At 72.7% G+C, this 26516-nt stretch carries 21 protein-coding genes; 9 read left to right on the forward strand and 12 right to left on the reverse strand.

Going from position 1 to position 26516, the window contains the following annotated elements:
* Both EMA17_RS20715 and EMA17_RS20720 read right to left on the reverse strand, forming a co-directional pair.
* Positions 1-1797, reverse strand: a 1797-nt coding sequence (locus EMA17_RS20715; RefSeq protein WP_218042948.1) for a family 1 glycosylhydrolase, incomplete at its 3' end; no start/stop codon positions are given.
* On the reverse strand, positions 1794-2486 hold the full coding sequence (locus EMA17_RS20720; protein WP_126638576.1) for a TetR/AcrR family transcriptional regulator: 693 nt from the start codon (positions 2484-2486) through the stop codon (positions 1794-1796). The genes EMA17_RS20715 and EMA17_RS20720, both read right to left, overlap by 4 nt.
* Positions 2487-2569: 83 nt before the next feature.
* Here EMA17_RS20720 and EMA17_RS20725 point away from each other — a divergent pair, with 83 nt between their 5' ends.
* The 5 genes from EMA17_RS20725 (at position 2570) to EMA17_RS20745 (ending at position 9652) form a co-directional block, all read left to right on the forward strand.
* Positions 2570-3985, forward strand: a complete 1416-nt coding sequence (locus tag EMA17_RS20725; protein ID WP_126638577.1) for a DUF3089 domain-containing protein — start codon at positions 2570-2572, stop codon at positions 3983-3985.
* 348 nt (positions 3986-4333) lie between these two features.
* On the forward strand, positions 4334-5860 hold the full coding sequence (locus EMA17_RS20730) for an ABC transporter substrate-binding protein (RefSeq protein WP_126638578.1): 1527 nt from the start codon (positions 4334-4336) through the stop codon (positions 5858-5860).
* A gap of 8 nt (positions 5861-5868) precedes the next feature.
* Positions 5869-6807, forward strand: a complete 939-nt coding sequence (locus EMA17_RS20735) for an ABC transporter permease (protein ID WP_126638579.1) — start codon at positions 5869-5871, stop codon at positions 6805-6807.
* A complete protein-coding gene (locus EMA17_RS20740; RefSeq protein WP_126638580.1) occupies positions 6804-8786 on the forward strand; it encodes a dipeptide/oligopeptide/nickel ABC transporter permease/ATP-binding protein in 1983 nt (660 codons plus the stop codon). Before EMA17_RS20735 ends, EMA17_RS20740 begins: the two co-directional genes overlap by 4 nt.
* Positions 8774-9652 carry an ATP-binding cassette domain-containing protein gene (locus EMA17_RS20745; protein WP_126638581.1) on the forward strand — a complete coding sequence of 293 codons (879 nt, stop codon included), beginning with the start codon at positions 8774-8776 and terminating at the stop codon, positions 9650-9652. The genes EMA17_RS20740 and EMA17_RS20745 overlap by 13 nt, the downstream gene beginning before the upstream one ends.
* A gap of 135 nt (positions 9653-9787) precedes the next feature.
* Here the strand turns inward: EMA17_RS20745 and EMA17_RS20750 are convergent, their stop codons facing one another.
* The gene (locus EMA17_RS20750) at positions 9788-10396 is read right to left on the reverse strand and encodes a helix-turn-helix domain-containing protein (RefSeq protein WP_126638582.1); all 609 of its coding nucleotides are present in this window, start codon (positions 10394-10396) and stop codon (positions 9788-9790) included.
* A gap of 113 nt (positions 10397-10509) precedes the next feature.
* On the opposite strand from EMA17_RS20750, the gene EMA17_RS20755 reads away from it, so the two are divergent.
* Positions 10510-11328 carry an MBL fold metallo-hydrolase gene (locus tag EMA17_RS20755; protein ID WP_126638583.1) on the forward strand — a complete coding sequence of 273 codons (819 nt, stop codon included), beginning with the start codon at positions 10510-10512 and terminating at the stop codon, positions 11326-11328.
* Between the two features lie 79 nt (positions 11329-11407).
* On the opposite strand, the gene EMA17_RS20760 is transcribed toward EMA17_RS20755, so the two are convergent.
* Positions 11408-12679 (reverse strand): aspartate aminotransferase type Ic, encoded by a 1272-nt coding sequence (locus EMA17_RS20760; RefSeq protein WP_218042951.1) that lies wholly within the window; start codon positions 12677-12679, stop codon positions 11408-11410.
* Between the two features lie 349 nt (positions 12680-13028).
* Here EMA17_RS20760 and EMA17_RS20765 point away from each other — a divergent pair, with 349 nt between their 5' ends.
* Together EMA17_RS20765 and EMA17_RS20770 are read left to right on the forward strand one after the other, a co-directional pair.
* Positions 13029-14108 carry a magnesium and cobalt transport protein CorA gene (locus EMA17_RS20765; protein WP_126638584.1) on the forward strand — a complete coding sequence of 360 codons (1080 nt, stop codon included), beginning with the start codon at positions 13029-13031 and terminating at the stop codon, positions 14106-14108.
* Between the two features lie 260 nt (positions 14109-14368).
* Positions 14369-15289, forward strand: coding sequence for a 3-oxoacyl-[acyl-carrier-protein] synthase III C-terminal domain-containing protein (locus EMA17_RS20770; protein ID WP_126638585.1), 921 nt, complete (start codon positions 14369-14371; stop codon positions 15287-15289).
* 40 nt (positions 15290-15329) lie between these two features.
* On the opposite strand, the gene EMA17_RS20775 is transcribed toward EMA17_RS20770, so the two are convergent.
* Positions 15330-15902, reverse strand: a complete 573-nt coding sequence (locus tag EMA17_RS20775) for a TetR/AcrR family transcriptional regulator (protein ID WP_126638586.1) — start codon at positions 15900-15902, stop codon at positions 15330-15332.
* Between the two features lie 190 nt (positions 15903-16092).
* Between EMA17_RS20775 and EMA17_RS20780 the strand changes: the two genes are divergently transcribed.
* A complete protein-coding gene (locus EMA17_RS20780) occupies positions 16093-16932 on the forward strand; it encodes an alpha/beta fold hydrolase (RefSeq protein ID WP_126638587.1) in 840 nt (279 codons plus the stop codon).
* 70 nt (positions 16933-17002) lie between these two features.
* Here the strand turns inward: EMA17_RS20780 and EMA17_RS20785 are convergent, their stop codons facing one another.
* From EMA17_RS20785 to EMA17_RS20815, 7 genes are all read right to left on the reverse strand, one after another.
* Complete coding sequence (locus EMA17_RS20785; RefSeq protein WP_160161486.1) at positions 17003-17662, reverse strand: RraA family protein; 660 nt, start codon at positions 17660-17662, stop codon at positions 17003-17005.
* Positions 17659-19164, reverse strand: a complete 1506-nt coding sequence (locus tag EMA17_RS20790; RefSeq protein ID WP_126638589.1) for a class I adenylate-forming enzyme family protein — start codon at positions 19162-19164, stop codon at positions 17659-17661. The genes EMA17_RS20785 and EMA17_RS20790 overlap by 4 nt, the downstream gene beginning before the upstream one ends.
* 168 nt (positions 19165-19332) lie before the next feature.
* Positions 19333-20925 (reverse strand): hydantoinase B/oxoprolinase family protein, encoded by a 1593-nt coding sequence (locus EMA17_RS20795; RefSeq protein WP_126638590.1) that lies wholly within the window; start codon positions 20923-20925, stop codon positions 19333-19335.
* A complete protein-coding gene (locus EMA17_RS20800; protein WP_246126791.1) occupies positions 20922-23069 on the reverse strand; it encodes a hydantoinase/oxoprolinase family protein in 2148 nt (715 codons plus the stop codon). Before EMA17_RS20800 ends, EMA17_RS20795 begins: the two co-directional genes overlap by 4 nt.
* Before the next feature lie 66 nt (positions 23070-23135).
* Entirely contained in the window at positions 23136-23435 is a 300-nt protein-coding gene (gene fdxA, locus EMA17_RS20805; RefSeq protein ID WP_126638591.1) for a ferredoxin, read from the reverse strand.
* Positions 23432-24487: a 2-oxoacid:ferredoxin oxidoreductase subunit beta gene (locus tag EMA17_RS20810; RefSeq protein ID WP_126638592.1), complete on the reverse strand. Its 1056-nt coding sequence runs from the start codon at positions 24485-24487 to the stop codon at positions 23432-23434. Before EMA17_RS20810 ends, fdxA begins: the two co-directional genes overlap by 4 nt.
* Complete coding sequence (locus EMA17_RS20815) at positions 24480-26348, reverse strand: 2-oxoacid:acceptor oxidoreductase subunit alpha (RefSeq protein WP_174861405.1); 1869 nt, start codon at positions 26346-26348, stop codon at positions 24480-24482. Before EMA17_RS20815 ends, EMA17_RS20810 begins: the two co-directional genes overlap by 8 nt.
* Between the last annotated feature and the right edge of the window lie 168 nt (positions 26349-26516).

Raw genomic sequence — 26516 nt, forward strand, 5'->3', positions numbered from 1 at the left:
AGCGGCCCGGCCCGGCTCGGCTTCGGCCCGGCCGTCCGGGTCGGTGAACCCGCCGGACGAGAAGCGACCCGGCCCGACCTCGGTCCGACCACCGGCATCGCTGGGCCCGCCGGACGTGGGGCGACTCGGCTCGGCCTCGGCCAGGCCCTCCCGGTCGGTGGGCCCGCCGGGCGTGGAGCGATCCGGCTCGGATCCCGCCCGTCCGGCAGCCGCGCTCCCGTCCGCACCGGGCTCCGCGCGGCCGTCCGCCAGGGGCGCGCCCGGGTTGGCCCCGACAGCCGGGAGCCCAGCCGGGGCGCTCCCCACCAAGCCTCCGACCACATGGATGCCGGGCCCGCCCCAGGCCGTGCCGGCTTCCGCTCCGCCACCGTCGGCAGCGGAGCGCGTGGCCGGGTCGGATTCGGTGCGGGCGCCGGGGACGATTCCGGCTGCGTCGGCTTTCGTGGCGCCACTGTGGGTGGTCGGGCGTGCGTGCGGGTCGGGTTCGGTGCGGATGCCGGGCCCGCCCCAGGCCGTGCCGGCTTCCGTGCCGCCACCGTCGGCGGCGGAGCGCGTGGCCGGGTCGGTGTCGGGCTCGTGGAGTGCGGCCACCCGTCCGCTCGCGATCACCCGGCGGTAGGCGCGTGCGCTGGGGTGGATCACGCGGTGCAGGTCGTGGTCGCGATCGATGCCGATCAGGCCGAACCGGGGGCGGTAGCCGTGTGTCCACTCGAAGTTGTCGAAGGCGGACCAGTGGAGGTATCCGCGCACGTCGACGCCGTCCGCGAGGGCGGCCCGGACGGCGCGCAGGTGGCTGTCGAGGTAGGCCACCCGTTCGGCGTCGTCGGTGGTGGCGATGCCGTTCTCGGTGATGTAGATCGGCAGGCCGGTGGTCTTGCCGGCCAGCCGCAACATCTCCGTGAGGCCGTCGGGGTAGACCTCCCACCCCATCTGCGTGGTGGGCGTGCCCGCCGGCGGCTCGCCGAGTCGCTGCTGTTCCAGGGCCGCGTTCACCCGGGCGCGGGTGTAGTACTGCACACCCACCCAGTCGCCCGGGTCGGCCGCGTCGCGCAGGTGTTCCAGGTGCCGGGTGACCAGCATCTCCCGGTACCAGTCCGCGAGTTCGACATCGGCGGCGCTGTCCGGGTCGGCCGGTTGTATCAGCGGGAGTTGCAGGCACACGCCCGCTCGCGTGTTCGGCGCGGTCGCACGCAGCGCGGTCACGGCGGCGTCGTGCGCGTGCATCAGGGCCTCGTTGGCGGCGACCATACGATCCCGATCGCGGTACCCGGGCGGGTGGTTGCCCTTCAGGTAGCCGTTGAACGCGACGATCTGCGGTTCGTTGACCGTGCCGGCGAAGGGGATCCGGTCGCCGAGCCGCCGCCCGGCCTCGGCGGCGAACTCCGCGAAGATCTCCGGCGCGTCGGGCGCGAGCCAGCCGCCGGCCGCCGCGAACCACCGTGGCAGGGTGAAGTGTTGGAGGGTGACGAACGCGATGAGACCGTGCTCGCGCAGGCCGTCCAGCACCCGCGCGTAGTGGTCGAACGCGGCGGCGTCCCACACCCCGCGCGAGGGGGCGAGCCGGGACCACTCGATCGACATCCGGTGCGCGGTGTGCCCGAGTTCGGCCAGCAGCGCGATGTCGCTCGGCCAGCGTCGCCACTGGTCGATGCCCGCGCCGCTGGGCTCGGCGGCCAGGCCGGCGTTCTCCCAGTCGATCCAGTCGTTGTCGGTCAGGCCGCCCTCGACCTGGTGGGCCGCGGTGGCCGCGCCCCACAGGAACGCGGGCGGGAAGTCCCGACCGCCGCCGTCGATCATCCTTGTACCTCCTCGGGCGCGCCGGTCTCGGCCGGCTCGGGATCGGTGGCCAGGTCCCGGATCAGCGTCCGGGCGTACTCCTCGATGCTGATCACCAGGTCGACCTCCTCGGGATCGAGCAGCCACTGGGAGGCGATGCCGTCGAGCGCGGCCAGGATCTCGATCGCCTTCAGTTCCGGGCTCACGTCCGCCCGCATCTCGCCGCCGCGCTGGCCCTCGCGGATCATCCCGGCGACCACCGCGCGCATCTCGCGGTAGCGCCGGACGAAGAAGTCGTGCTCCGGATCGCCCGGATCCAGGTTCTCCGCGAGCAGCACCGCGAACAGCTTCGCCAGACCGGGCTGTTCGCGGTTGCGGTGGGCGAACGCGGGCATCTCGCGCAGCGCCTGGAGCCCGCCCACCGCGGCGATGTCCCGGGCGAACGCCTGGCTGCGCAGGTCCCGGTGCTCGACCACGGCCCGGAGCAGGCCCTCCTTGCTGCCGAAGTGGTAGAGCAGGCCGGGTTCGGTGATGCCGACCCGCTGGGCCACCTCCGCCATGCCGGTGCCGCGAAAGCCCGCCCGGGCGAACAATTCCGACGCGGCGGCGACGATCTCCCGACGCCGCTCCTCCCCCTTCGCGGTCGGCGCCTTGGTGCGGCCGCGGGCACGGCCGACGGCTGGTTTACGTGCATCCGAATTCTCAGTCACATCGGCACTCTAGATTATTTACTTAGTCCTTAGTAAGTTCCATCTCGTCGAAAGTTCACGACACCTGGATCGGAGCTCACGCCATGAGCAGATCGAGAATCCTCCTCGCCCTGGGCGCGCTGTCCCTGACCCTGGCCGCCGCCGTCATCCCGACCGGCACGTCCGCCGCCCCGAACAGCGCGTCGAACAGCGGCACGACCATCGCCGCGAACAGCGCCACGAACACCGCGTCCGCCGCCGACGCGGCCGGCAAGGGCCTGACGTCCCCGCTCAAGGAGACGGTCTGGCTCTGTCGCCCCGGCCTCGCGACCAACCCCTGCAATCAGGACCTGGCCGGCAACCCGCAACGGCCGGGCCCCGACGGCGCGTTCAGCGCCCGCTACCTCAACGGGGCGACCACCACGCTCGACGCCACCTCGGTCCGCGCCGACGGCTCGCGCGTGCCCGAGCCGTTCGCCGGACCGGCGAACCCGCAGATCGACTGCTTCTACGCGTACCCCACCGTCGACCTGCTGCCCAACCCGCTCCTGCGGATCGGGTCCCTGCCCCCGAGCCCGTCGAACAGCGCACTCGCGGCCGCCCTCGACCAGATCGGCCGATTCGCCGGCACGTGTCGGGTGTTCGCCCCGATGTACCGGCAGGCGTCGTTCTCCGAGCTGCTGGTCGGCGGCCTGGGCGTGCCGCTCGACGCGGAGACCGGCTCGCGCGACGTCCTGGACGCCTGGCGCGACTACTGGGCCAACCACAACACCGACCCGGTCACCCACCAGCGTCGCGGCGTGGTGCTCCTGGGCCACTCCCAGGGCACGGGTGTGCTGTCCCGGGTGATGCAGCAGGAGATCGACGGCAACCCGGCCGTGCAGGACCGGTTGGTGTCGGCGGTGCTGCTCGGCGGCTATCTCCAGGTGCCGATCGGCGGGACCCAGGGCGGCGGCGCCGACCCGGCCTCGACGTTCCAGCACATCCCGACGTGCGTACGCTCCGGGCCCCAGGCGCCGATCCCGACCGGGTGCGTGGTGGCCTACAACAGCTACGCGCTGCCGCCCGGCGGCGGGCTCCCGGCCGGATCGGCCTTCGGCCGCACGCCGATACCGGGGCATCGGATGATGTGCGTGAACCCGGCCGCGTTGTTGCGCGGCACCCCCGGCGACGCGGCGACGCCGCTGGACATGTACATGCCCACGCGCCGCCTGATGGACGGCAACTGGCTCAACCCGCGCGGCCACCTCGCGCACGTGCTGTCCGCGTACGAGCTGGCCGACGACCCGTCCGGTTACACCCGATACCGGGACAGGATCAGCGGGAAGTGCGCCTTCACCCAGGACGCGAACGGCACCGCGACCTGGTTCGACATCACCGGCGGTGCCGGGATGTTCCCCGACAGCGGCCTGTCCGTGCCGCTGGGCACGCACACCGTCGACTACAACGTCGCGATGGGCGACCTCACCGCGCTGATCGCCGCCCAGGCGAACACGTGGCGGGCGGCCCACCCGGCCTGACCCGATCGACCCGATCGACCCGATCGACCCGATCGACCCGACCGAACCCGACCCGACCGGCCGGGCCCATCCGGCGCCCGCGCCGCATCCGCTCCGGCACACCCGCACCGCCGCAGCACCCGCCGCGCCCACCCGCACCCCCGGGCCGTCCGGCGGCGATTCGAGCACGTCGCGAGGTCGGCCGAAATGCGTGGCCATATCCACCGACCCGCGTAACCGTCGCGTGAATACACCGGGTATCCCGACCGCACGCTTCCGTTACGTGTAACGACCACCATTTCGGCCGGCCGACCGCACCGGGGAATTCGATTCCCGAATTCGTCCCGCGAATTCGACAAAGGACCAGTCATGACCATCCTGGGACGCCGCAGCGTAGCGGCCCTCGCCACCGCCGGACTCGTCGTGGCCGCCGTCGCCGGCTGCGGCGGCTCGAACACCTCGAAGGGCGCCGGGGGCAAGACCCTGACCCTGGCCGCCGCGGCCGACGCGGCCAGTCTGGACCCGGCGAAGACGGCCGGGGGCAACATGCTCGCCTACCTCCAGCCCCTGTACGACGCGCTCACCACGGTCAACCCCGACCAGAGCGTCGGCCCGGGCCTGGCCACCGCGTGGACCTACACCGACCCCGAGCGCCGGCACCTGCGGATGACCCTGCGCGAGGGTGTCACGTTCAGCGACGGCACCCCGTTCGACGCGTCCGTGGTCAAGCAGAACCTGGACCGCATGGCCACGAGCAACGGGCCCAGCTCCTTCGCCGTCGCCACCGTCGCCGGCGTCACGGTCACCAGCCCCACCGAGGTCGAACTGGCCCTGAAGACCCCCGATCCGGCGCTGCTGTTCAACCTCGGCCTGGTCGCCGGGATGATGGTCGGCCCCAAAGCCTTCGCCGACGCCAACGCACAACCCGTGGGCACCGGCCCGTACATCCTGGACACCGGCCACACCACCCGCGGCGACCGCTACACCTACACCCGCAACCCGCGCTACCGCACGCCCGCGGCGTACCCCTTCGACAAGGTCGTGATCAAGGCGATCCCGGACACCAACGCCCGCACCACCGCGCTGCTCACCGGCCAGGCCGACGCCGGTATCGGGGCCCCGGCCCGGATGGACGCCGCCAAGCAGGCGGGCCTGACCGTGACCCGCCAGCCCGGCCAGGTCACCGGCCTGTGGCTGGTCGACCGGGACGGCAAAATCGCCCCGCCGCTCAAGGACGCCCGTGTGCGCCGGGCGATCAACCACGCCGTCGACGGCCCCGGCATCCTCAAGGCCATCATGGCCGGCGTCGGCACCCCCACCACGCAGATGTTCGCGGCCGGATCCCCGGCGTACGACCCGGAGTTGGACCGCAGGTATCCCTACGACCCGGCCCGCGCCAAGCAGTTGCTCACCGAGGCCGGCTTCCCCGACGGCTTCAAGCTGAGCCTGCCCAGCGAGAACGCCTTCGTGCCCGCGATCTACCCGGTGCTGGCCGAGCAGTTGAACCAGGTCGGCATCAAGGTCGAGTACACCCCGGTGAGCACCAACCAGCTCTCCGTGCAGTACTTCAGCGGCCGATTCCCGGCGTTCATGTACGTCTGGGGCACCACGCAGAACTGGATCGACGCCAACGCGCTGCTGTCGCCGACCGCGCCGACCAATCCGTTCAAGGCGACCGATCCGGTGGCGGTCGACCTGCTGGCGCGGATCGCCAAGGCGAGCGATGCGGACCAGGGGCCGCTGTACCGGGAGTTGAACGCGCACGTGGTGGAACAGGCGTGGTTCGCGCCGCTCTTCCGCGGGGAGACCGTGATGTTCTCCGCCAAGAGGATCGCGCTGAGCAACAAACCCGGGCAGACCTTCTTCTCGCTGTCCGACTACAAGCCCGCCGGCTGAGCGTCGCCATGATCACCTTCCTCACCCGTCGGTTGATCTCGGCCGTCGCCCTGCTGCTCGTGGTCTCCGCGCTGACCTTCTTCCTGATGGACCTGCTGCCCGACCCGGGCCGCGGCATCCTGGGCGTGTCCGCCACCGACGAACAACTGGCCTCCAAGCGCCGGGAGTTGGGCCTGGATCGGCCGGTCGTGCCGCGCTACCTGGACTGGTTGTGGGCGGCGCTGCGTGGCGACCTGGGCACCTCGTGGACCACCGGCCTGGACGTCGCCGACTCGATCGGCACCAAACTGCCGGTGACGCTGTCCCTGACCCTCACCGCGACCGTCGTCTGCGCGCTGTTCGGCATCGCCCTCGGGCTGTTCGCCGCGATCCGGCGCGGGATCGTGGACCGCTCGGTGCACGTGCTCGCCGTGGCCGGCTTCGCGATCCCGGGCCTGTGGGTGGGCATCCTGCTGGTGGCCCTGTTCGCGGTACGCCTGGACTGGCTGCCCGCCACCGGCTATGTGCCGCTCGCCGAATCGCCCGTGGACTGGGCCCGTTCGCTGGTGCTTCCGGTGGCCACCATCGCCGTCTCCGGGATCGCCGCGATCGCCCAGCAGACCCGCAACGCGGTGGCCACGGTCCTGGAGCGGGACTACGTCCGGACCCTGCGCAGCCGCGGACTGCCGCTACGGCGGGTGCTCCTGGTGCACGTGCTGCGCAACGCGACCCCGCCCGCGCTGACCGTGGTCGGCCTCCAGTTCATCGGGCTGCTCGGCGGCGCGCTGGTGATCGAGCAGATCTTCGCGCTGCCCGGTCTCGGTTCGCTGGCCATCGGCGCGACCTCGCAGTCGGACGTACCCACCGTGCAGGGGGTCGTCCTGGTCAGCGTGTGCGTCGTGGTCTCCGTCAACCTGGTTGTCGATCTGGCGACCGGCGTGCTCGATCCGAAAGTCGGCATGAGATGAACGACAACCAGACCGCGGCCATCGCGCCGCCGACCGCCGCCGAGGCCCCGGCACAGTCCCCGGATCGGGCGAAGCCGGCGGCCGAGTCCGTCCCGGCCGCCGCGCCGCGCCGGCACGGGCCCGCCGGGCGCTTCCTCCGGGACCCGATCGCGGTCGCCGCGGCGGCCGTGCTGCTGCTGGTGATCGCGACCGGCGTGTGCGCGGGGCTGTTGACCGAACACGGGCCCAACAAGGCCGCGTTGGACGCGGTCCTGGCCGACCCGTCGGGCACCCATCCGCTCGGCGGCGACGGCTCCGGCCGGGACGTACTGAGCCGACTGCTGTACGGCAGCCGGACCAGCCTGTTCGCCGGCGCCATCGCCACCGGGGTGGCGCTGCTGATCGGCGTGCCCACCGGGCTCGCGGCCGGCTATGTGGGCGGCTGGTGGGACGCGCTGTCGAGCTGGGTGGCCAACCTGTTCCTGGCCCTGCCCGGCGTGGTGGTCCTGCTCGCGCTCGTCGCGGTGCGGGGGCCCGGCCTGGTCGGCTCGATGGTCGTGCTCGGCGTGCTCACCGCCGCCCCGGTCTTCCGCCTGGTGCGCGGCGAGGTGAAACGGGTGCGCGGGGAGCCGTACGTGGACGCCGCGCGGGTGGCCGGCCTGTCCGACCCGCGGATCATGGGGCGGCACATCCTGCGTGTGGTGCGGGTCCCGATCATCACCCAGGCGTCGCTGATCTTCGGCCTCGCGCTGATCATCGAATCCGGCATCGCCTTCCTCGGCCTGGGCGAGGCGGACCGGGCCAGTTGGGGCGCGATGCTCAACGACGCCTCGGTACACGTGTACGACAACGCGATGTTGTCGGTGTGGCCGGGCGCGGCGATCACCCTCACCGTGCTGGCGGTCACGCTGCTCGGCGCGGGACTTCGGGACGCCTTCGAGGACGCGCCGAAGCCCCCGGCGGCGACCCGGCGCCGGCGGGTGCGGGGGCCGGCCCGGGAGCCGGCGGTGCGCGTCGACACCGGCGCGCTGCTCGTGGTGGACGGCCTCGAGGTCGCCTATCCGGCACCCGGTGGCGAGGCCGCCGTCGTGGACGCGGTGTCGCTGCGCGTGGATCGGGGCGAAATCCTGGGCCTGGTCGGCGAATCCGGGTGCGGCAAGACACAAACCGCGCTGGCCGTACTGCGCCTGCTGCCCGTCGGGGGCGAAATCCGGTCCGGGCGGGTGATGTTCGACGGCCGCGACCTCGCCGCGCTGTCCGAGCGGGACGTGAACGCGCTGCGCGGGCGCCGGATCGGCTACATCCCGCAGGACCCGATGTCCAACCTGGACCCCAGCTTCCGGATCGGCAGCCAACTCGTCGAGCCGCTGCGGGCGCACCTGGGCCTGTCCCGCGACGCGGCCCGCCGCCGGGCCCTGGAACTCCTGGACCGGGTGGGCATCGCCGACCCGGCCCGGGTGTTCGCCGCCTACCCGCACCAGGTGTCCGGCGGCATGGCCCAGCGCGTCCTGATCGCGGGCGCGGTCGCCGCCGAACCCGACCTGCTGATCGCGGACGAGCCGACGACGGCGCTCGATGTCACCGTGCAGGCCGAGATCCTGGACCTGCTGCGCTCGCTCCGGCGCGAGCACGGCATGGGGATGATCCTGGTCACCCACGACCTGGGGGTGGTCGCGGACATCTGCGACCGGGTGGCGGTGATGTACGCCGGGGAGATCGTCGAGACGGCGACCTCGGCGGACCTGTTCGCCCGCCCGGCGCACCCGTACTCCGCCGCGCTGCTCGCCGCCATCCCGGACGGCGCCGGCGCCCGGAGCCGGTTGCCGACCATCCCGGACCGGGTGCCCTCGGTCCACGACCGGCCGAGCGGCTGCCGATTCGCCCCGCGCTGCGCGTACGCCGCGCCCGGCTGCGCGGTCCACCCGGAGCCGACCACCCACCGGGACGGCGCGGTGCGCTGCGTCCGGGTGGAGAACGAGGTGATCGTATGGAACCGGTGAACGCGACGGCCGCGGCGGATCCGGCACAGCCGCTGCTCACCATCGACAAACTGGTGGTCGAGTACCGCACGGGCGGTCGGCGGCGCCCACCGCTGCGCGTACTGCACGAGGTGAGCCTGGAGGTGCACGCGCACGAAACGCTCGGCCTGGTCGGCGAGTCCGGGTCGGGCAAGACCACCCTCGGGCGCGCGGTACTGGGTCTCGCGCCGGTGGCGGGCGGCACGATCACCTTCGCCGGCACCCGGATCGACGGCCTGGGTCGCCGGGCGCGGCGCGGGCCGAGCCGGGACATCCAGGTGGTGTTCCAGGACCCGTACGGTTCGCTGAACCCGTCGATGACCATCGGGGACATCCTCACCGAACCGCTCACCGCGCGGCACACGCACACCCGCCGGGCGGCGCGGGAGCGGATCGGCGAACTGCTCGACGCGGTCGGCCTCCCGGCGGACACCGCCGCCCGCTCGGCGCGCGAACTCTCCGGCGGCCAGCGGCAACGCGTCGCCATCGCCCGCGCGCTCGCGCCCGGGCCGCGCCTGATCATCTGCGACGAGCCGGTGAGCGCGCTCGACCTGTCCACCCGGGCGCAGGTGATCAATCTGCTCGTCGAACTCCAGCAGGCCACGGGGGTGGCCTACCTGTTCATCGCGCACGACCTGTCGGTGGTCGGCCACGTGAGCGACCGGGTCGCGGTGATGTCGCGCGGCGAGATCGTCGAATGCGCGGACGCGACCCGCGTCACCACCGACCCCGAACACCCGTACACACGCAACCTGTTGCTGGCCGCCCCGGTGCCGGACCCGGCCCGGCAGGCGCAACGGCGCGCGGCGCGGCATCGGTTGGCGGCGCAGGGGTCGCCGGCGGGGTAGGCGGGCATCGGCGCGGCGGACTCGCGGGGCCGCGTGCGGGTCGGCCGGTGGGGTGCGGCACGGCCGCGACGATCGCCTCCGGGGCGACGGGCACGATCCCGCACGCGCGCGGCCGCCTCCCGGCCGAGGGGTCGATCAGGTTCTGCGGGAGATCACCATGATGTATTCGCAGGGGGCGTTCGTCCGGTTGGCGAAGCCGTGGTCCGCGTCGGCCTGGAAGAACAGGGAGTCGCCCGTGTCCAGGGTTTCGTTGATCCCGCCGATCGCGACGGTGAGGGTGCCCTCGAGCACCACGAGTTGTTTCTCCGTACCCGGCGGATACGCCGGCAGCAGCCCCGTGGAGACCTGCGCCGGGAGGTGATGGACGACCATCTCGGCTCGCCCCGCGCCCGGGGCCGCCGACACGATGTGCCGCTCGAAGCCCGTTTCCGGGTCGCGGAAGACGGGGCGATCGTTCCTGCGCATGGCGACGGCCACACCGGACGCGGCGGCGCCCGGCGCGCCGATCAGGTCCGAGAGCGACGCGTCGAGCGCGTGGGCGATCCTGGACGCGACGCCGATCGTCGGGCTCTTCTCGCCGCGTTCGACCTTGGACAACATCGCCCGGCTGACCGACGACCGCGTGGACAGCTGCTCCAGCGTCAGGCCCGCCTCCTCGCGGCGGCGCCGCACGTTGCCGCCGAACGCCCCGGCAAGGTCGTCACCGTGCCGCGGCTCGGCCGCGTTCTCGTCTTGCTCGACCACCGTGCTCCTCGATCGATGGATCCTCGCTGCGCACAGTGTAGGGTTTCTTCTATAGAAGATCTGATCTTCCATCAGAGACGTGCGATGCGCGCCCGACACGACGGAGGGGTTCCATGCGTTTGATCTCGAGTGGCCGGCACCATGCCACGTTCGAATTCGGCGATCTGCAGGTGGTCGCGTTGCGGGACGGGTACATCGACATGCCGCCGACACGGCTGCGCGACGAGCACGGGTGCACGCTCGACGAACTGCCGGCAGCCGTACCGCTGGCCGGCGACAACCTGCGGCTGTCGGTCAACGCCTTCTTCGTCACCGACGGCACGCGGTCGGTTCTCGTCGACACCGGCGCGTCCGACGTCTGGCACGACCCCACCATGGGACTGCTCCACGACGCGCTCGACGAAGCCGGAATCGACCGCGCGCGGGTCACCGACGTGGCCATCACCCACAGGCACGAGGACCACGTGAGCGGTCTGATCGCGCCCGACGGTTCGGAGGCGTTCCCCGAGCTGGAGCGGGTGTGGGTCGGCGCGGGCGACGTGTCGGTGTTCACCGGCCGGCTCGCACCGCTCCGCGACCGGGTCGTACCCGTGTCGGAGAAGGTCGCGATCAACGACTGGACCACCGCGATCCCGACCCCGGGCCACACACCCGGCCACACCGTCTACGAGGTGGGGAGCGGCGCCGGCCGGCTGCTCGCCTGGGGCGACACCGTGCACGTTCCCACGCTTCAATTCGAACGACCGAAGGTGTCCTGGGAGCTCGACGGCGACCAGTCCCAGGCCCGCGCCGCGCGAGCGGCGCTCCTCGAACGACTGAGCCGGCCACACCACTTCGTGGCCGGCGCCCACCTCGACTCACCCGGCATCGCCCGCGTGACCCCCTCCGGCGACGGCTACACGCTGGAATACCTCGCACCGCCGATCGGCTGATCGAGCCCGTCGGCGCCGGAACGCGGCTCGGCCCGCCCCCCGGTTCGGGGGGCGGGCCGAGCCGCGGGGCGCGGGGTCGTTACTTCGCCGCGGCCTCGGCGGCGGCGAGCTTCACGCAGACCGCGACGGCCCGCATCGCGCGGTGTACCTCGTCGACCGTCGGGTAGCTGGGGGCCAGCCGGATGTGGTGGTCGCGCGGGTCGTTGCCGCCGGGGAACGCGGCGCCGGCCGGGGTCAGCGCGACGCCGACCTCCTTGGCCAGCCGGACCACCTCGGCGGCGCAGCCGTCCGGCACCTCCAGGCTGACGAAGTAGCCGCCCTCGGGCCGGGTCCAGCTCGCGATGCCGAGCGCGCCCAGTTCACGATCCAGCACCTCGTACACCGCGGCGAAGCGCGGCTCCAGGAGCTCCCGGTGCAGCTCCATGTGCGCGAGCACGCCCTCGGCGTCGCCGAAGAAGCGCACGTGGCGCAGCTGGTTGAGCTTGTCCGGGCCGATGGTCTGCTTGGCCAGCAGCCCGCTCAGCCAGGCGGTGTTCGCCGCGGAGGAGCCGAAGAAGGCCACCCCGGCGCCGGCGTGGCTGATCTTCGAGGTCGAGCCGAAGACGAACGCGCGGTCGGGGTTGCCCGCCTCGGCACAGGCGTCCAGGATCGACAGCAGCTCGACCGGCTTGTCGGTCAGGTGGTGCACCGCGTAGGCGTTGTCCCAGAACAGCCGGAAGTCCGGCGCGGCGGTGGGCATCGCGGCGAGCCGGCGCACCGTCTCGTCGCTGTAGCTCTCCCCGCTCGGGTTGCTGTACTTGGGCACGCACCACATGCCCTTGATCCGCGCGTCGGCGGCGACCAGCGCCTCCACCGCGTCCAGGTCCGGGCCCTCGCCGGTGAGCGGGACCGGGACCATGCCGATGCCGAACCGCTCGCACAGCGCGAAGTGCCGGTCGTAGCCGGGCACCGGACACAGGAACAGCACCTCGGGCTCGTCCACCCAGCGCCGCTCGGCCCCGGGCACCTTCGACAGCAGCGCGTGCGCGATCACGTCGTGCATCAGGGTCAGGCTGGCGTTGCCGAGAGCGAGCAGCTGCGCGGCCGGGACCTGCAGCGGTCCGGCGAAGATCTCCCGCAGCTCGGGCAGGCCGGCGAGCCCGCCGTAGTTGCGGCAGTCGGTGCCGTCGGCGGCCTTGAAGTCGTCGCCGCCGGGCAGCGAGAGCAGCCCGTTCGCCAGGTCCAGTTGTTGCGGCGAGGGCTTGCCCCGGGTGAGATCGAGGCGAAGTCCCTCGGCCGCCAGGGCCGCGTACTCCTCGCGAACGGCCGCGAGGTCGATTTCCGGACTGGACACGTCGGTGCTGAGCGGCACGAGATCCCCAAAATAGGCGGAGGCCGCAGACACGTGCGGCGGGGGCGCGCCCAATCTAGCAACACCCGGGACCCGGCTCCGCCCCGACGGCGACCCGCTCCCGGATCGACGACCACGCGTTGCCGCGACCCCTCGTTCCATCGCCGTGCGAAGGTTGCTCCTTCGGTCGATTCCGCGGGACGCCACCGTTCGCGCGCGGCGGCGCCCCGCCCCGCGGCCGGCGCGGGCGCGCGGACTCGGGCCCGCCCGCCGGGGGCCGGACCGCCGGGATTCCTGCGCTGTAGGCCCCCCGCAGAGGGGCGGTGCCGCCTACGATCGGGCGGGACATCCTCGATTCGGGAGCAGGACGATGAGCTCGTGGCGGACGACGAAGCGGTTTCGGCCCGGTGGCGCGGTACCGGCGGGTGCGGAGGCGGCGGGGGCTCGGCGGGCGCCCGTGGTGGTGGACTGCGCGCTCTACGACAAGGGGATCCGGCGCCCCGGTGAGGTGCCGTTGCAGGACGCGCTCGACGCGGCCGAGGCGAGCGAGGACTGCTTCGTGTGGATCGGGCTGCACGCCCCGCTCACCGAGGACCTGGCCGAGATCGCCGCCGCCTTCCACCTGCACCCGCTCGCCGTGGAGGACGCGGTCGAGGCGCATCAGCGGCCCAAGCTGGAACGCTACGACGACACCCTGTTTTTGGTGCTCAAGACCATCGTCTACGTCGAGCACGACGCGCTGACCGCGACCAGCGAGGTGGTGGACACCGGCGAGATCATGGTCTTCGCCGGCGACAAGTTCGTCGTGGTGGTCCGACACGGCAGCGCGCCGCCGCTGGTCGAGCTGCGCCAGTCCCTGGAGGCCGATCCCGCGCGGCTCGCGCACGGCCCCGCCGCGGTGGTGCACGCGATCACCGACCGGGTCGTGGACGACTACCTGCTGGTCGCGGACAAGGTCGAGGACGACTTCGAACGCCTGGAGGAGGAGGTGTTCTCGCCCCGGCCGAGCAACGACGCGGAGCGCATCTACCAGCTCAAACGCGAGCTGATCGAGTTCAAGCGCGCGGTACTGCCGCTGGCCCGGCCGCTGGAGCGGCTGGCCGAGGGGGGTCTGCCGGGGGACGGCTCGGGCTTCGACGCCTATCTGCGCGATGTGGCCGACCACCTGGCCCAAGTGCGCGAACGGCTCGTGGCGTTCGACGAACTGCTCGACTCGATACTCTCGGCGAGCCTGGCCGGGGTGACGGTGCGGCAGAACACCGACATGCGCAAGATCGCCGCCATCGCGGCGATCCTGGCCGTCCCGACGCTGATCGTCGGCATCTACGGGATGAACTTCGAGCACATGCCGGAGCTGAAGTGGACGTACGGCTATCCGACCGTGCTGGTCGTGATGGTCGGTGCCTGCGCCCTGATGTTCCGCGCCTTCCGCCGCAACGACTGGTTGTGAGTCCCGGGCGGGTGGGCCCGTGCGTCAAGAGGGCGTCAGATGCGGGTGGCCCGGGCGTCAGAGGGGTGTGAAGGCCGGGGTGGGGTCGCCTCGGGGGGACGTAGCGTCGAACCCATGGCACGGCCCCTCGGGGCTCGCCCGCGGCGCGTTCCTCAACGCGTGTCCGGGGACGGGGTCGACGGTTCCCGGGGGTCGTGCCCGATACCGAGCGGTGGTGTCGGGCACCCGGTGCCGCCGTTTCGCACCGGGAGGAGAACCCCATGAAGGTCACGGGCTTGGGTATCGCCGCAGTGGGAAGCTGCTCGGCCGCCGCGCCGACGTCGTCGCTGCTGCTCGACGAGGCCGCCGTACGCGACACGTTGGCCCGGTGCGGGCTGGGCGGCCGCGACCTGGACGGGCAGTACTGCCTGCTCTGTGACGAGGCCGCCGCCGGCGCGCCGATCGCGTTGTCCGGGCGGCTGGTCCTCGACCGGGTCGGCGTCGGGCGCATCCACGCCTACCACGCGGTGCACTGCGGCGATCACCCGCTGTCCGCGCTCGGCACCCTCGCCGCGCACCTCGCGGTCGACCCGGCCGCGCACCGCGGCATCGTGCTGGCGCCCGCCCACGACGAGCACCCCGCGGCGGCGGCCCTGATCCTGGAGAAGGGGCTGGACCGGCATCGCCTGCTGGCGGTGTCCGTACGCGACCCACACCGTGCCGGCGCCGGTCACCCGCGCGTACGCGTACCCGCCCGCGAGCGCACCCCCGCCGGCCTTCGCGTCGGCGCCGGAGCCGGTACCCGCCGGGTCGAACCGGGCCGGTCCGCCGTGGCCACCATGGTCGACCGGGTCCATGTGTCCTGGCGGGAGCACCACGGCGAGTCGCTGCGGGACGACCCGATCGCCGTCTCGGCCGTGGTCGCCCAGACCCTGCGCCAGGCCGGCATCCCCTGGTCGAGCATCGACCACGTCGCGCTGCACACCCCGACCGCGGAGACCAACCGCGCCTTCCGCCGCCACTTCGGCCTCCAGCACCACCAGGTCACCGACATCGGCCCGGAAACCGGCCGGCCGCGCGCCACGGGCCTGCTCATCGCCGCCCGGATGGTGCTCGAATCCGACCGTCCGAGCGGTACCCGCGTCCTGCTCACCTCCCTCGGCGGCAGCGGCGCGACGGCCGCCGCCGTACTGGAGATCTGAGCGCACCGCGGACCCGCGACGCCGCCCCCGCTCGCCTCGGCTACGGCGCCACCCGCAGGCCGGCGATCAGGATTCCCACCAGCCGCCGCGCGTCGTAGCGCGCGTCGCTGTCGGCGCCGATGCACAGGTTCCCGACGCCGCGCATCAGGTCGTACGCCCGGATGTCGGGGCGGATCTCGCCGGCGGCGGCCGCGGCGGCCAGCAGCTCGGCGCACACCGGCAGGAGCCGATCGAGGAAGTAGCGCAGCAGCGCCTCGAAACCGGCGTTGTCCGACTGCAACACGGCCGCGAGCCCGTGCTTCGTGACGAGGAAGTCGACGAACAGGTCGATCCAGCGCCCCAGCGCGGCGTACGGCGTCGCGCTGGTCGCGAGCAGCTCCGGACCGGCCTCGGCGCAGGTCTGCACCTGGTGTCGATACACCGCGATGATCAGGTCCGCCCGGGTCGGGAAGTGGCGGTAGATCGTGCCCGTGCCGACCCCGGCCCGGGCCGCGATGTCGCGCACCGGGGCCTCCACGCCCGAGGTCACGAAGACCGCGGCGGCGGCGTCGAGCAGGATCCCCTCGTTGCGCCGCGCGTCCACCCGCTTGGGCCGCTCCACGCCGTCCTTCACCCTGCCGCCCCTCTCCCGCCGGATCCGCCGTCGGAACAGCGTTCCGCTTGTCCATGATGCCAGAGCGGGCGCAACCGGCCCGCCCCGCCCGGCGGACTCTCCGGGGCCGACGGGGTCGTTGACTTCGTGCGGCTAACGGTGTTAGCTTCGAGGTGTTCGAGGATGCGTCACGGGGAAGAAGGCGACGGCGATGACCGAGTTCCTGGAGATCGAGGGTGGGCGGCTCGCCTACGACGTGCGCGGGGACGGGCGGCTGGTGGTGCTTTCGCCCGGCATGGGAAACAGTCGGTCGGCCTTTCGCGAGCTTGCCGATCTCCTGGTCTCCGGCGGATATCGCGTCGCCTGCGTGGACCTGCGCGGGCACGGCGAGTCGACGCTCGGATGGGCCTCCTACAGCCGTGCCGACACGGCGAACGATCTGCTCGCCCTGATCCGCGAGTTGGGCGGCGGTCCGGCCGTCGTCGTCGGACACTCCTTCTCCGGCGGTTCGGCCACCATCGCCGCGGCTCGGGCGCCCGAACTGGTGGACGCCATCGTGGAGATCGCCCCGTTCACCCGGGCCCAGAAGATCGACTTCCGGGCCCTGGGGTCCAACGCCCGCTATCGCAAGGGCATGACCCTGCTGATGGGCACCGGCGTGTTCCGCAGCGTCGGGATGTGGAAGCGCTACCTCGACCACGCCTACCCGGGTACCAAGCCGGCCGACTTCGCCACCCGGATCGCCACGCTCGACGCCGAACTGCGCCGCCCGGGACGGATGGCGGTGGTGGCCAAGATGGGCATGGCCCCGCCCACCGACGCCGGCGCCGAACTGGGCAACATCCGGTGCCCGGCGCTCGTCCTCGAAGGCACCCTCGACCCCGACTGGCCCGACCCCGCCGCCGAGGGCCGGGCCGTCGTCGACGCCATGCCCGAGGGCCTGGGCCGGCTCGAACTCGTCGAGGGCGCGGGCCACTACGCGCACGCCCAGTTCCCCGGCCGGGTCGCCGACGCGATCCGCTCCTTCCTGGAGCAACCGGCCCACCACTGACGTCCGCCCCGACCACGTGCGGGCGCCGCCTCGACCACCGCGCCGACGGCCCGCACGCGCGAGTCGTGCGTCAGCGATCGCGCAGGCGGGTGATCGCCTCGGCCTTGGGCGTGTAGGCCCGGGGGAGGCGCAGGCCCGCCGTCAGGGCGGCCAGCACCTCCTCCTCCGCGCGGTGATACGTGAGCGCGTCGGCGAGCAGGACGTCCGCGTCGGCGGCCGGCAACGCCACCGCGCCGCCGTCGTCGAGCAGGATCGGGTCGCCCTCCACCAGCGCGGTGTCGCCGATCCGGATCGGGCCGCCGATCTCGGCCACGCGTACCGCCCCGCCCGGACCGGCCGTCGCCTCGGACCGGGCCCACAGCCGCAACCCCAGCCGGGCCACCGCCGGCACGTCCCGCACCGCCCCCTCGATCAACGCGCCGACCGCCCCCCGGGCCGACGCGGCGGTGCTCAGGATCTCGCCCCACACCGCCCCGGGAGCCGCGTCCGCGCCGCCGATCACCACCACCCGGCCGGCCAGGTCCTCCGCGAGCAACGCATGCAGCGGCTTGAGCCCGTGCGCGCCCGGCCCGGCCGCCAGCCGCACGGTGCGCGCCGACCCGAGCACGGCGCCCGAACCCCGGTGGAACGGCCGCAACGGCGGCGTCAACCACCCCGCCCGGCCCCGGAGTTGCAGCAGATCGGCGAGCGCGGCGGTGGCGGGCAGGGGCCCGGGAACTACGTCGGTCACGGAGAAGTCCTTTCGGTCAGCAGGAACTTGCGGATCTTGCCCACGGAAGTACGCGGCAACTCCGCCACCCGCTCGAAGCGCACCGGCCGCTTCGCCTTCGCGAGCCGTGCCGCGCACCACTCGGCCAGGTCGTCGAGCGCGGCCGGGTCGACCCCCGGCACGGCCACCACGAACGCCACCGGCACCTCGTCGCGCATCTCGTCCGGCACACCCACCACGGCCGCTTCGAGCACCGCCGGATGTTCGGCCAACACCGCCTCGATCTCCACGATCGAGACGTTCTCCCCGGCCACCTTGAGCACATCGCCACGCCGACCGGCGAAGTGGAAGTGCCCGTCCGGGTCCACCCGAGCGCGGTCGCCGGTGACGAACCAGCCGTCCCGGTAGGCGGCGGCGGTGGCCGTCGGATCGTCGAGATACCCGGCGAACAGGCTCACCCCGGGCTCACCGCCGACCACGATCTCCCCGTCGTGCACCGCCACCACGCACCCGGGCGTCGGTCGACCCATCGACCCCGGGACCGGCGCCGCGACGGGATTGCTCAGCACCGCCGGGATGGTCTCGGTCATGCCGTACAACTGGCGCGGCCGACAACCGCCGAGCAACGCCGCGAAGCGCTCGTACTGCTCGTCCGTGACGTTCTGCGCGTACCAGCAGTGCCGCACCCGCAGGTCGGGTGCCGGCTCCCGCGGCGGCGTACGGGCCAGGATCATCCGGATCGGCGCGGCGAACAGGCTGACGTGGGTGACCTGGTGCCGAGCGGCCCGCGCGACGAAGCGGCTCGCGGAGAAGGCGGGCAGCAGCACCACGCTCGCCCCCACGGCGATCGCCGCCGCGAAGGAGTAGTACTGCGCGTTCGCGTGGAACATCGGCAGCACGACGAACTGCCGATCGTTCGCCCCGAGTCCGGCGGCGGCGGCCATCACGTCACCGGCGAAGGCGTAGTTGGCCTGGGTGACCATCACACACTTGGGCGCGGCCGTCGTACCGGAGGTGAACATCAGCCCCGCGAGGTCGTACGGTCCCGGCGGGGGAGCGTCACCGAACGCGGCCGGCCGGCCCGACAGGACCGCGAGCGCGGTGTCGTCCTCGCCGACCTCGACCACGGCCATGCCCGAATCCCGCGCCGCCGCCCGATAGTCGGCCGCGCGCGAGGGCGCGCAGAACCCGAGCCGGGCCCCCGTCCGCCGCAGCTGCGCGGCCAGTTCCGGGACGCCGGCCGACGGGTCGTGGCAGACCATGGCCGCGCCGAGCCGGACCAGCGCCAGCCACAACGCCACGTACGCCGGGCAGTTGCGCAGCGCGATGCCGACCCGGTCCCCGGGCCGCACGCCGCGCGCGGTCAGCCCGCCGGCCACACGCGCCACGAGGGCGTCGAACTCGCCATAGGTCCACCGGGTCACCTCCCCGTCCGGCCCCTCCCAGATCAGGAACGGCGCATGCGGTCGACCGGCCGCGGTCGCGGACCAGCGCGCGGCGAAGGTGGGCGCTTCGGACGCCACATCAACCTCCTGGACAACATTCGGACGGACGTGCGGACTTCGAGTGCGGGCACGGGACACGGGACATGGGGAACCTCGCCACCGTACGGGTGCGCCGCGACCGGGCGACGGCGCGTGACGGGGCGTCGGCGCGCGACCGGGCGGGAGCCGCGCGCCGACGCCCGCGCGTCACGCCGTGCCCGCCCCGACGGCTCCCGCCGCCACGGGCGTTCCGTACCCGCCACCGCCCGGCAGCTCCAGCCGCACCACATCCCCCGGTTGCAGCGTGATCCGGGCCTGGGTGCGCACCGGTTCGCCGTTGACCAGGAAGCGCCCGGTGGCGCCCTCCCCGCCGCCGAAGATCCCGCGCGGGCCGCGCGCGAGCCGGCTGGCGACCGCGTTGAGCACCCACGGCGACGGCGAGTCCACGGTGAACTCGATGGTCTGCCCCATCCCGCCCTCCTGCGCGCCGAGTCCGCCCGAGCCGCGCCGAAGCTCCTTGCGCAGGAAGCGAATCGGCGCCGACGCCTCGACCACCTCCAGCGGCACGGCGGACACGCCGGTGGGATACGACGTGGTGGACAGCCCGGGCTTGCCGGCCCGCGCGCCGACGCCGCCCGCGTAGGTGAACATCGCGGTGATGAACGGCCTGCCCTCGGCGTCGTGTCCGCTGACCTGCATGGTCCACACGGCCGCCGAACCCTCGGCCATCACCGCCTCCGGCAGCGCCTGGGACATCGCGTTCAGCAGCGGCATCGGCAGGAACATGCCCACCACGTGGCGCGCGGTGCACGGCGACGGCGAGACCGCGTTGACGATGCTCCCCAGCGGCGCCTCGACCCGGATCGGCGCCAACGAGCCCGCGTTGTTGGGCACATCGGGATTGAGCAGGCTGCGCAGGGTGAACGTCGTATAGGCGTGCGTGTAGTTCTTCACCACGTTGATCCCGAACGGACTCGCCCCCGACGAACCGGCGTAGTCCACCAGGATCTCGCCCGCCTCGGCGTCGATCGTGACCGCGACCTTGATGGTGATCTCCGAGCCGTCCGCCAGGTCCAACACCGACGCGGCCTCGTACGTACCACCCGGCAGCGCCCGGATCGCCCGCCGGGTGGCCTCCTCGGAGCGGCGGATCACCTCGTCGCCCAGGTCCTCGATGTCCGCCAGCGCGTACGCGTCGAGCAGCGTCCGCAGCCGTGCCGCGCCCACCTCGCCGGAGGCCATCTGGGCGTGCAGGTCACCGGCCATGTGCGTGGGTTGGCGGACGTTGGCCAGGACGAAGTCCCAGACGGGCTCGTTGCGTTCGCCGCCGACCATGAGCTTGCTGATCGGGATCCACAGGCCCTCCTCGAACACGTCCCGCGCGCCCGCGCCGATGCCGTAGCCGCCGACGTCGGTGTGGTGGATGGTCGAGCCGAAGAAGGCGATCACCCGACCCCCGCGCCAGACCGGCACCAGGACGGTGACGTCGAGCAGTTGCCCGGCGGTCTGATACGGGTCGTTGGTGACCAGTACGTCCCCGGGGGCGAGCGAGTCGACCGGGTGCCGGTCCAGGATGTTGCGGCAGGCGATGGCCAGCGAGTTGATGTGCCCGGGGGTGCCGGTGACCGCCTGGGCGACCATGCGCCCGCGCCGGTCGAACAGCGCGTTGGCCAGGTCGCCGGCCTCGCGCACGATCGGGCTGAACGCGGCCCGCTGGAGCGCCTTGGCCTGCTCGTTGACGGTCGCGACGAGGGAGCCCCACAGGACCTCCAACTCGATCGCGTCGAAGGTGCGAGTCACGCGGATCCCTCCTCGGTTGCGGCGGTTGCGGCGGTTGTGGTGGCGGGAACGGCGGGAGCGGCGGCCGTCGCGGTGGCCACGATCGACCCGTCCGGCGCGACCTCGCAGGTCCAGCCGTCGGGAATGACCGACGTGGTCTCCCGCTCCTCGACCAGCGCGGGCCCGACGAAGCGGTGCCCCGCGCCGAGTTCGGCCCGCCGGTACACCGGGACGTCGACGGCGGGCGCGCCCAGCCGGAAGCGCGCGGCGCGATACCGGTTCGGCGTGGGGTCGCCCGCGCCGACCGGCACCGTGGGCACCTCGAAGCCCGGCGCGTCCGACCACGCGGCGACCCGCCACGTGACCACCTCGACGCCGACGTCGGGGATCCGCAGCCCGTAGATCTTCTGGTACTCGGTGTGGAACCGCTCGACGGTGTCGGCGAGCGTGGTCGGCCAGGCGTCGCCCTCGCCCACCCACAGGGTGATCTCGTTGCCCTGGCCCTCGTAGCGCGCGTCCAGGCCGTAGCGGTAGCGCACGTCGCCCGCCTCCGCCCCGGCGGCGGCCAGCACCCGGCGCGCCTCCTGGCGCATGTCCGCGAGCAGCGTGTCCCGGTCGGCGGACACCCCCTCGTCGAGCGTGCGGACCATGCTGCGGGCCAGGTCGATCCGCACCGGGCTGACCAGCGTGCCGAACGCGGACAACACACTGGCGTTGACCGGGAAGATCACCCGGGGCGCCTCCAGGAGCGTGGCGACTCCGCACGCGTGCACCGGGCCCGCGCCGCCGAACGCGATCAGCGAGACGCCGCGCAGGTCGATGCCGCGCTCGACGGCGTGCATCCGCGCGGAGGCGGCCATGTTCTGGTTGATCACCTCGTACACGCCGACCGCGACGTGATCCGCGTCCGAGCCCGCGCCCAGGCGTTCGGCGAGCGGCGCGAACGCGGCCCGGGCGGCGGGCAGATCGAGCGGCATCTCGCCGCCCAGGAAGTACTGCGCGTCGAGCAGCCCGAGCACCAGGTCGGCGTCGGTGGTGGCGGGCACCGTACCGCCCCGGGCGTAGCCGACCGGGCCCGGATCGGCGCCCGCGGAGTCCGGGCCGACCTTGAGCAGGCCGAGTTCGTCCACCCGGGCCAGGCTCCCGCCGCCCGCGCCGATCTCCACGAGGTCGACCGAGGGGATCGAACAGGGGTATCCCGAGCCCTTCTTGAACCGGTAGACCCGGGCCACCTCGAACGCGTTGGTCAACTCCGGCCGATAGTCCTCGATCAGACAGGACTTCGCGGTGGTACCACCCATGTCGAAGCAGAACAGCCGTTCCTCGCCCAGCCGTCGCGCGTACCAGACACCGGCGAGGGCGCCCGCGGCCGGCCCGGACTCGACCAGCCGGATCGGTACCCGCCGGGCGTCGTCGGCGGAGACCACACCGCCGTTGGAGAGCATCATCAGCACCGACGCGCCGAAGCCCTCGGCGGTCAACCAGGCCTGCAACTCGGTCAGATAGGGCCCGATCACCGGCATGGTGGCCGCGTTGCACGCGGTGGTGACCATGCGCGGATACTCGCGGATCTGCGGGGTCACCTCGTGCGACGCGCACACCGGCACGGACAGCCGCTTGGCCAACCCCTCGGCGATCGCCCGCTCGTTGGTCGCGTCGGCGTACGAGTTGAGCAGACACACCGCGACCGATTCCACCTCGTGCGCGGCCAACCGCTCCGCCAGTGCGTCGAGTTCGGCCTCGCTCGGGGCGGTGCGGACCTCGCCGGCGGCGGTGGTGCGCTCGTCGATCTCGAAGACCAGCTCGCGCGGGATGGGCGGGGCCGGGAACTCGATCTGGAGGTCGTACATGTCGTAGCGGTGCTCGTTGCGGATCTCCAGCGTGTCGCCGAAGCCCAGGGTCGTCACCAGCGCGGCCCGGCCGGTCTTGCCCTCGATCAGGGCGTTGGTGATCAGCGTGGTGGCGTGCACGATCGGCCGGGTGATGTCGGCCGGCGTGATGCCGGCCTTGGCGAGCGCCGAGGTCACTCCCGCCCGGACGCCGCCGAGCGGGGCGGCCGGGGTGGTCAGCGTCTTCTCGACCACCACACGGCCGGTGTCGGCATCCAACAGGACCACGTCGGTGAAGGTGCCACCGATGTCCACGGCAAGGCGCCAGTCGGTCATCTCGGGCCTCCTGTTCTTCTCGGGTATACGGAGAGCTGGATCAACTCGGGGTCACGGCACGAGAGTTCACTGGATCGCGGGCGGCAACGCGGTCACCGTCGCCGGGTCGGACACCGGTTCCGCGTCCGCCCGTCCGGCGGTGGCCTCCGCGGCGGCGTCCAGGTGCCACAACCAATCGGCGGGCAGGTCGTCCACGTGGTAGATCGCCTCGACCGGGCAGACCGGCTCGCAGGCGCCGCAGTCCACACATTCCTCGGGGTGGATGTAGAGCATGCGATCGCCCTCGTGGATGCAGGCGACCGGGCATTCCGCCACGCAGGTACGGTCCTTGACGTCGACGCAGTTCGCGCCGATGACGTAGGTCATCTCGCCTCGCTTCCGAAGGGCGCCGGCACGGTCCAGGTATCGCCGCCGCCGAGCAGGTCGGCGACGCTGCCGGGCCCGCGCGCGGCGCGCACCCGGCGACCCTGCTCGGCCACCGCGCCGTCGTAGGTGGGTCGGCGCACGCTGCGGAACACCCCGATCGGGGTCGGCCCGCCCGCCTCCGGCAGGCGGGACAGCGCGAACGCCGGGACCGGGTCGCTCGTATGCGCGTCGTGCACCACGGCCGCGTCGTCCGCGGCCCCCGGCCGCAACCCGCCGCCCGGATCGCGCACCACCGTGCGCACGCCCGCCGGGCCGTACCGCATCGGCGCACCGTGTTCGAGCCGCAACACGTGCTCGTCCCGGGTGCCGGGCGCCTTCAACCGCTCGAACGCGCCGTCGTTGAAGATGTTGCAGTTCTGGTAGATCTCCACCAGCGCGGTGCCCTCGTGCGCCGCCGCCGCGCGCAGTACGGAGGTCAGGTGCTTGCGGTCGGAGTCGAGGGTGCGGGCGACGAAGCCCGCCTCGGCGCCGAGAGCCAGCGAGACCGGGTTGAAGGGGTGGTCGAGCGACCCCTCCGGGGTGGACTTGGTGATCTTGCCGGTCTCCGAGGTGGGCGAGTACTGACCCTTGGTCAGACCGTAGATCCGGTTGTTGAACAGCAGAATCTTCAGGTTGACGTTGCGGCGCAGCGCGTGGATCAGGTGGTTGCCGCCGATGGACAGCGCGTCGCCGTCACCGGTGACCACCCACACGCTCAGGTCGGGGCGGGACACGGCCAGGCCGGTGGCGATCGCCGGTGCGCGGCCGTGGATCGAGTGCATGCCGTAGGTGTCCAGGTAGTACGGGAAGCGGCTGGAGCAGCCGATGCCCGAGACGAAGACGATGTTCTCCCGGCGCAGGCCCAGTTCGGGCAGGAAGCCCTGGACGGCGGCCAGGATGGCGTAGTCCCCGCAGCCCGGGCACCAGCGCACCTCCTGGTCGCTGCGGAAGTCGCGGGCGGACGGCGGGGATGCCGGCCGTTCGGCGATGGTGAGCAGGGGCGTGTCAGACATCGGCGGCGACCTTCTCGATCGCGGTGCGCAACTCGGCCACCTTGAACGGCATACCGCGCACCTGGGTGAGGGATTCGACGTCGACCGGGTACCGGGCCCGCAACAGGCCCGCGAGTTGGCCCAGGTTCATCTCCGGGACCAGTACGCGCCGGTAGCGGCCGAGGAGTTCGCCGAGGTCGGCCGGGAACGGGTCGAGGTGGCGTAGATGGGCCCGGGCCACCGCGCCTCCGGCGGCCCGGACTTCGGTACACGCGGCGGCGATCGGCCCGGCCGTGGAGCCCCAGCCGAGGACCAGCACCTCGGCGCGGCCGCCCGGATCGTCCACGACCAGCGGCGGCAGACCACGCGCGATCCGGTCCACCTTGGCCCGCCGGGTGCGCACCATGTGATCGTGATTGGCCGCGTCGTAGGAGATCTCCCCGGTGCGGTCGGCCTTCTCCAGACCGCCCACCCGGTGCTCCAGGCCGGGCGTGCCGGGCACCGCCCAGGGCCGGGCGAGCGTGTCCGGGTCGCGCAGGTAGGGCTGGAAGCACGGTGTGCCGTCGGCGTCCACCGCATTCGGGCCCGTCGCGAACGCCGGTGCGATCACTGGGAGTTCGTCGACCTCCGGAACGCGCCAGGGCTCCGAACCATTGGCCAGGTAGCCGTCGGAGAGCAGCACCACCGGCGTGCGGTAGGTGACCGCGATCCGCACCGCCTCCACGGCGGCGCCGAAGCAGTCGCCGGGCGAGGAGGCGGCCAGCACCGGCACCGGCGACTCGCCGTTGCGCCCGTACAACGCCTGGAGCAGGTCGGATTGTTCGGTCTTGGTGGGCAGCCCGGTGGAGGGCCCGCCGCGCTGCACGTCCACGATCACCAGGGGGAGCTCGAGCGAGACGGCCAGCCCGATCGTCTCCGATTTCAGCGCCAGGCCCGGCCCGGATGTGGTGGTCACCCCGAGCGAGCCGCCGAAGGACGCCCCGAGCGCCGCCCCGATCCCGGCGATCTCGTCCTCGGCCTGGAACGTGGTCACCCCGAAATGCCGCTGCCGGCTGAGCTCGTGCAGGATGTCCGAGGCCGGGGTGATCGGGTACGAGCCGAGGAACAGCGGCAGTCCGGCCCGATCGGCGGCGGCGATCAACCCGTACGCGAGCGCACGATTGCCGGTGATGGTCCGATACCGGCCCGGCTCCCGAGGCGCGGACGCGACCCGATATCCACCGCCGAACGACTCGGTGGTCTCGCCGTAGTTCCAACCCGCCGTGAACGCCGCGACGTTGGCCGCGGCCAATTCCGGCCGCCGGGCGAACTTCTCCCGAAGAAACGCCACGGTCGCCTCGGTCGGCCGGTGATACATCCACGACAGCAGGCCCAGCGCGAACATGTTCCTGCCTCGTTCGGCATCCCGACGCGGCAGATCAAAGGACCGCAAGGCCCCGACGGTCAGCGCGGTCAACGCCACCGCGTGCACCCGGTAGCCGGCCAGCGACCCGTCGGCGAGCGGGCTCACCCCCGCCGGATATCCGGCCTTGACCAGATTCCGCCCGGTGAACTCGTCGGTATCCACGATGACGTCCGCCCCACGCGGCAGCCCACCCAGATTCGCCCGCAACGCGGCCGGATTCATCGCCACCAACACATCGGCGGCATCACCGGGAGTGCTGACCGAATGATCCGCGAACTGGATCTGAAACGCCGAAACCCCCGGCAACGTCCCACCCGGCGCCCGAATCTCCGCGGGGAAATCCGGAAACGTGGACACGTCGTTACCGAAAAGCGTGCTCTGCGCGGTAAACCGATCCCCGACAAGCTGCATCCCGTCCCCGGAATCACCGGCGAACCGAATGACCACCCGAGACACGGAGGTGACCCGCTGAGACATGATCGCAACTCCCGACCCCAGGCCCGAAAAAGAAGACACAAACCCACCCGACGCATGCGTCATGCAACGACAAGCCAGCCCACACAACCGGCCCCGAACCCGAAGCCAAACTCGACCTGTCCGGCCTTCGAGGACGCGGCGAGCCGCAGACCGGTACGCGCTATCGAA

It is taken from the genome of Embleya hyalina (assembly GCF_003967355.1).
GTDB lineage: Bacteria > Actinomycetota > Actinomycetes > Streptomycetales > Streptomycetaceae > Embleya > Embleya hyalina.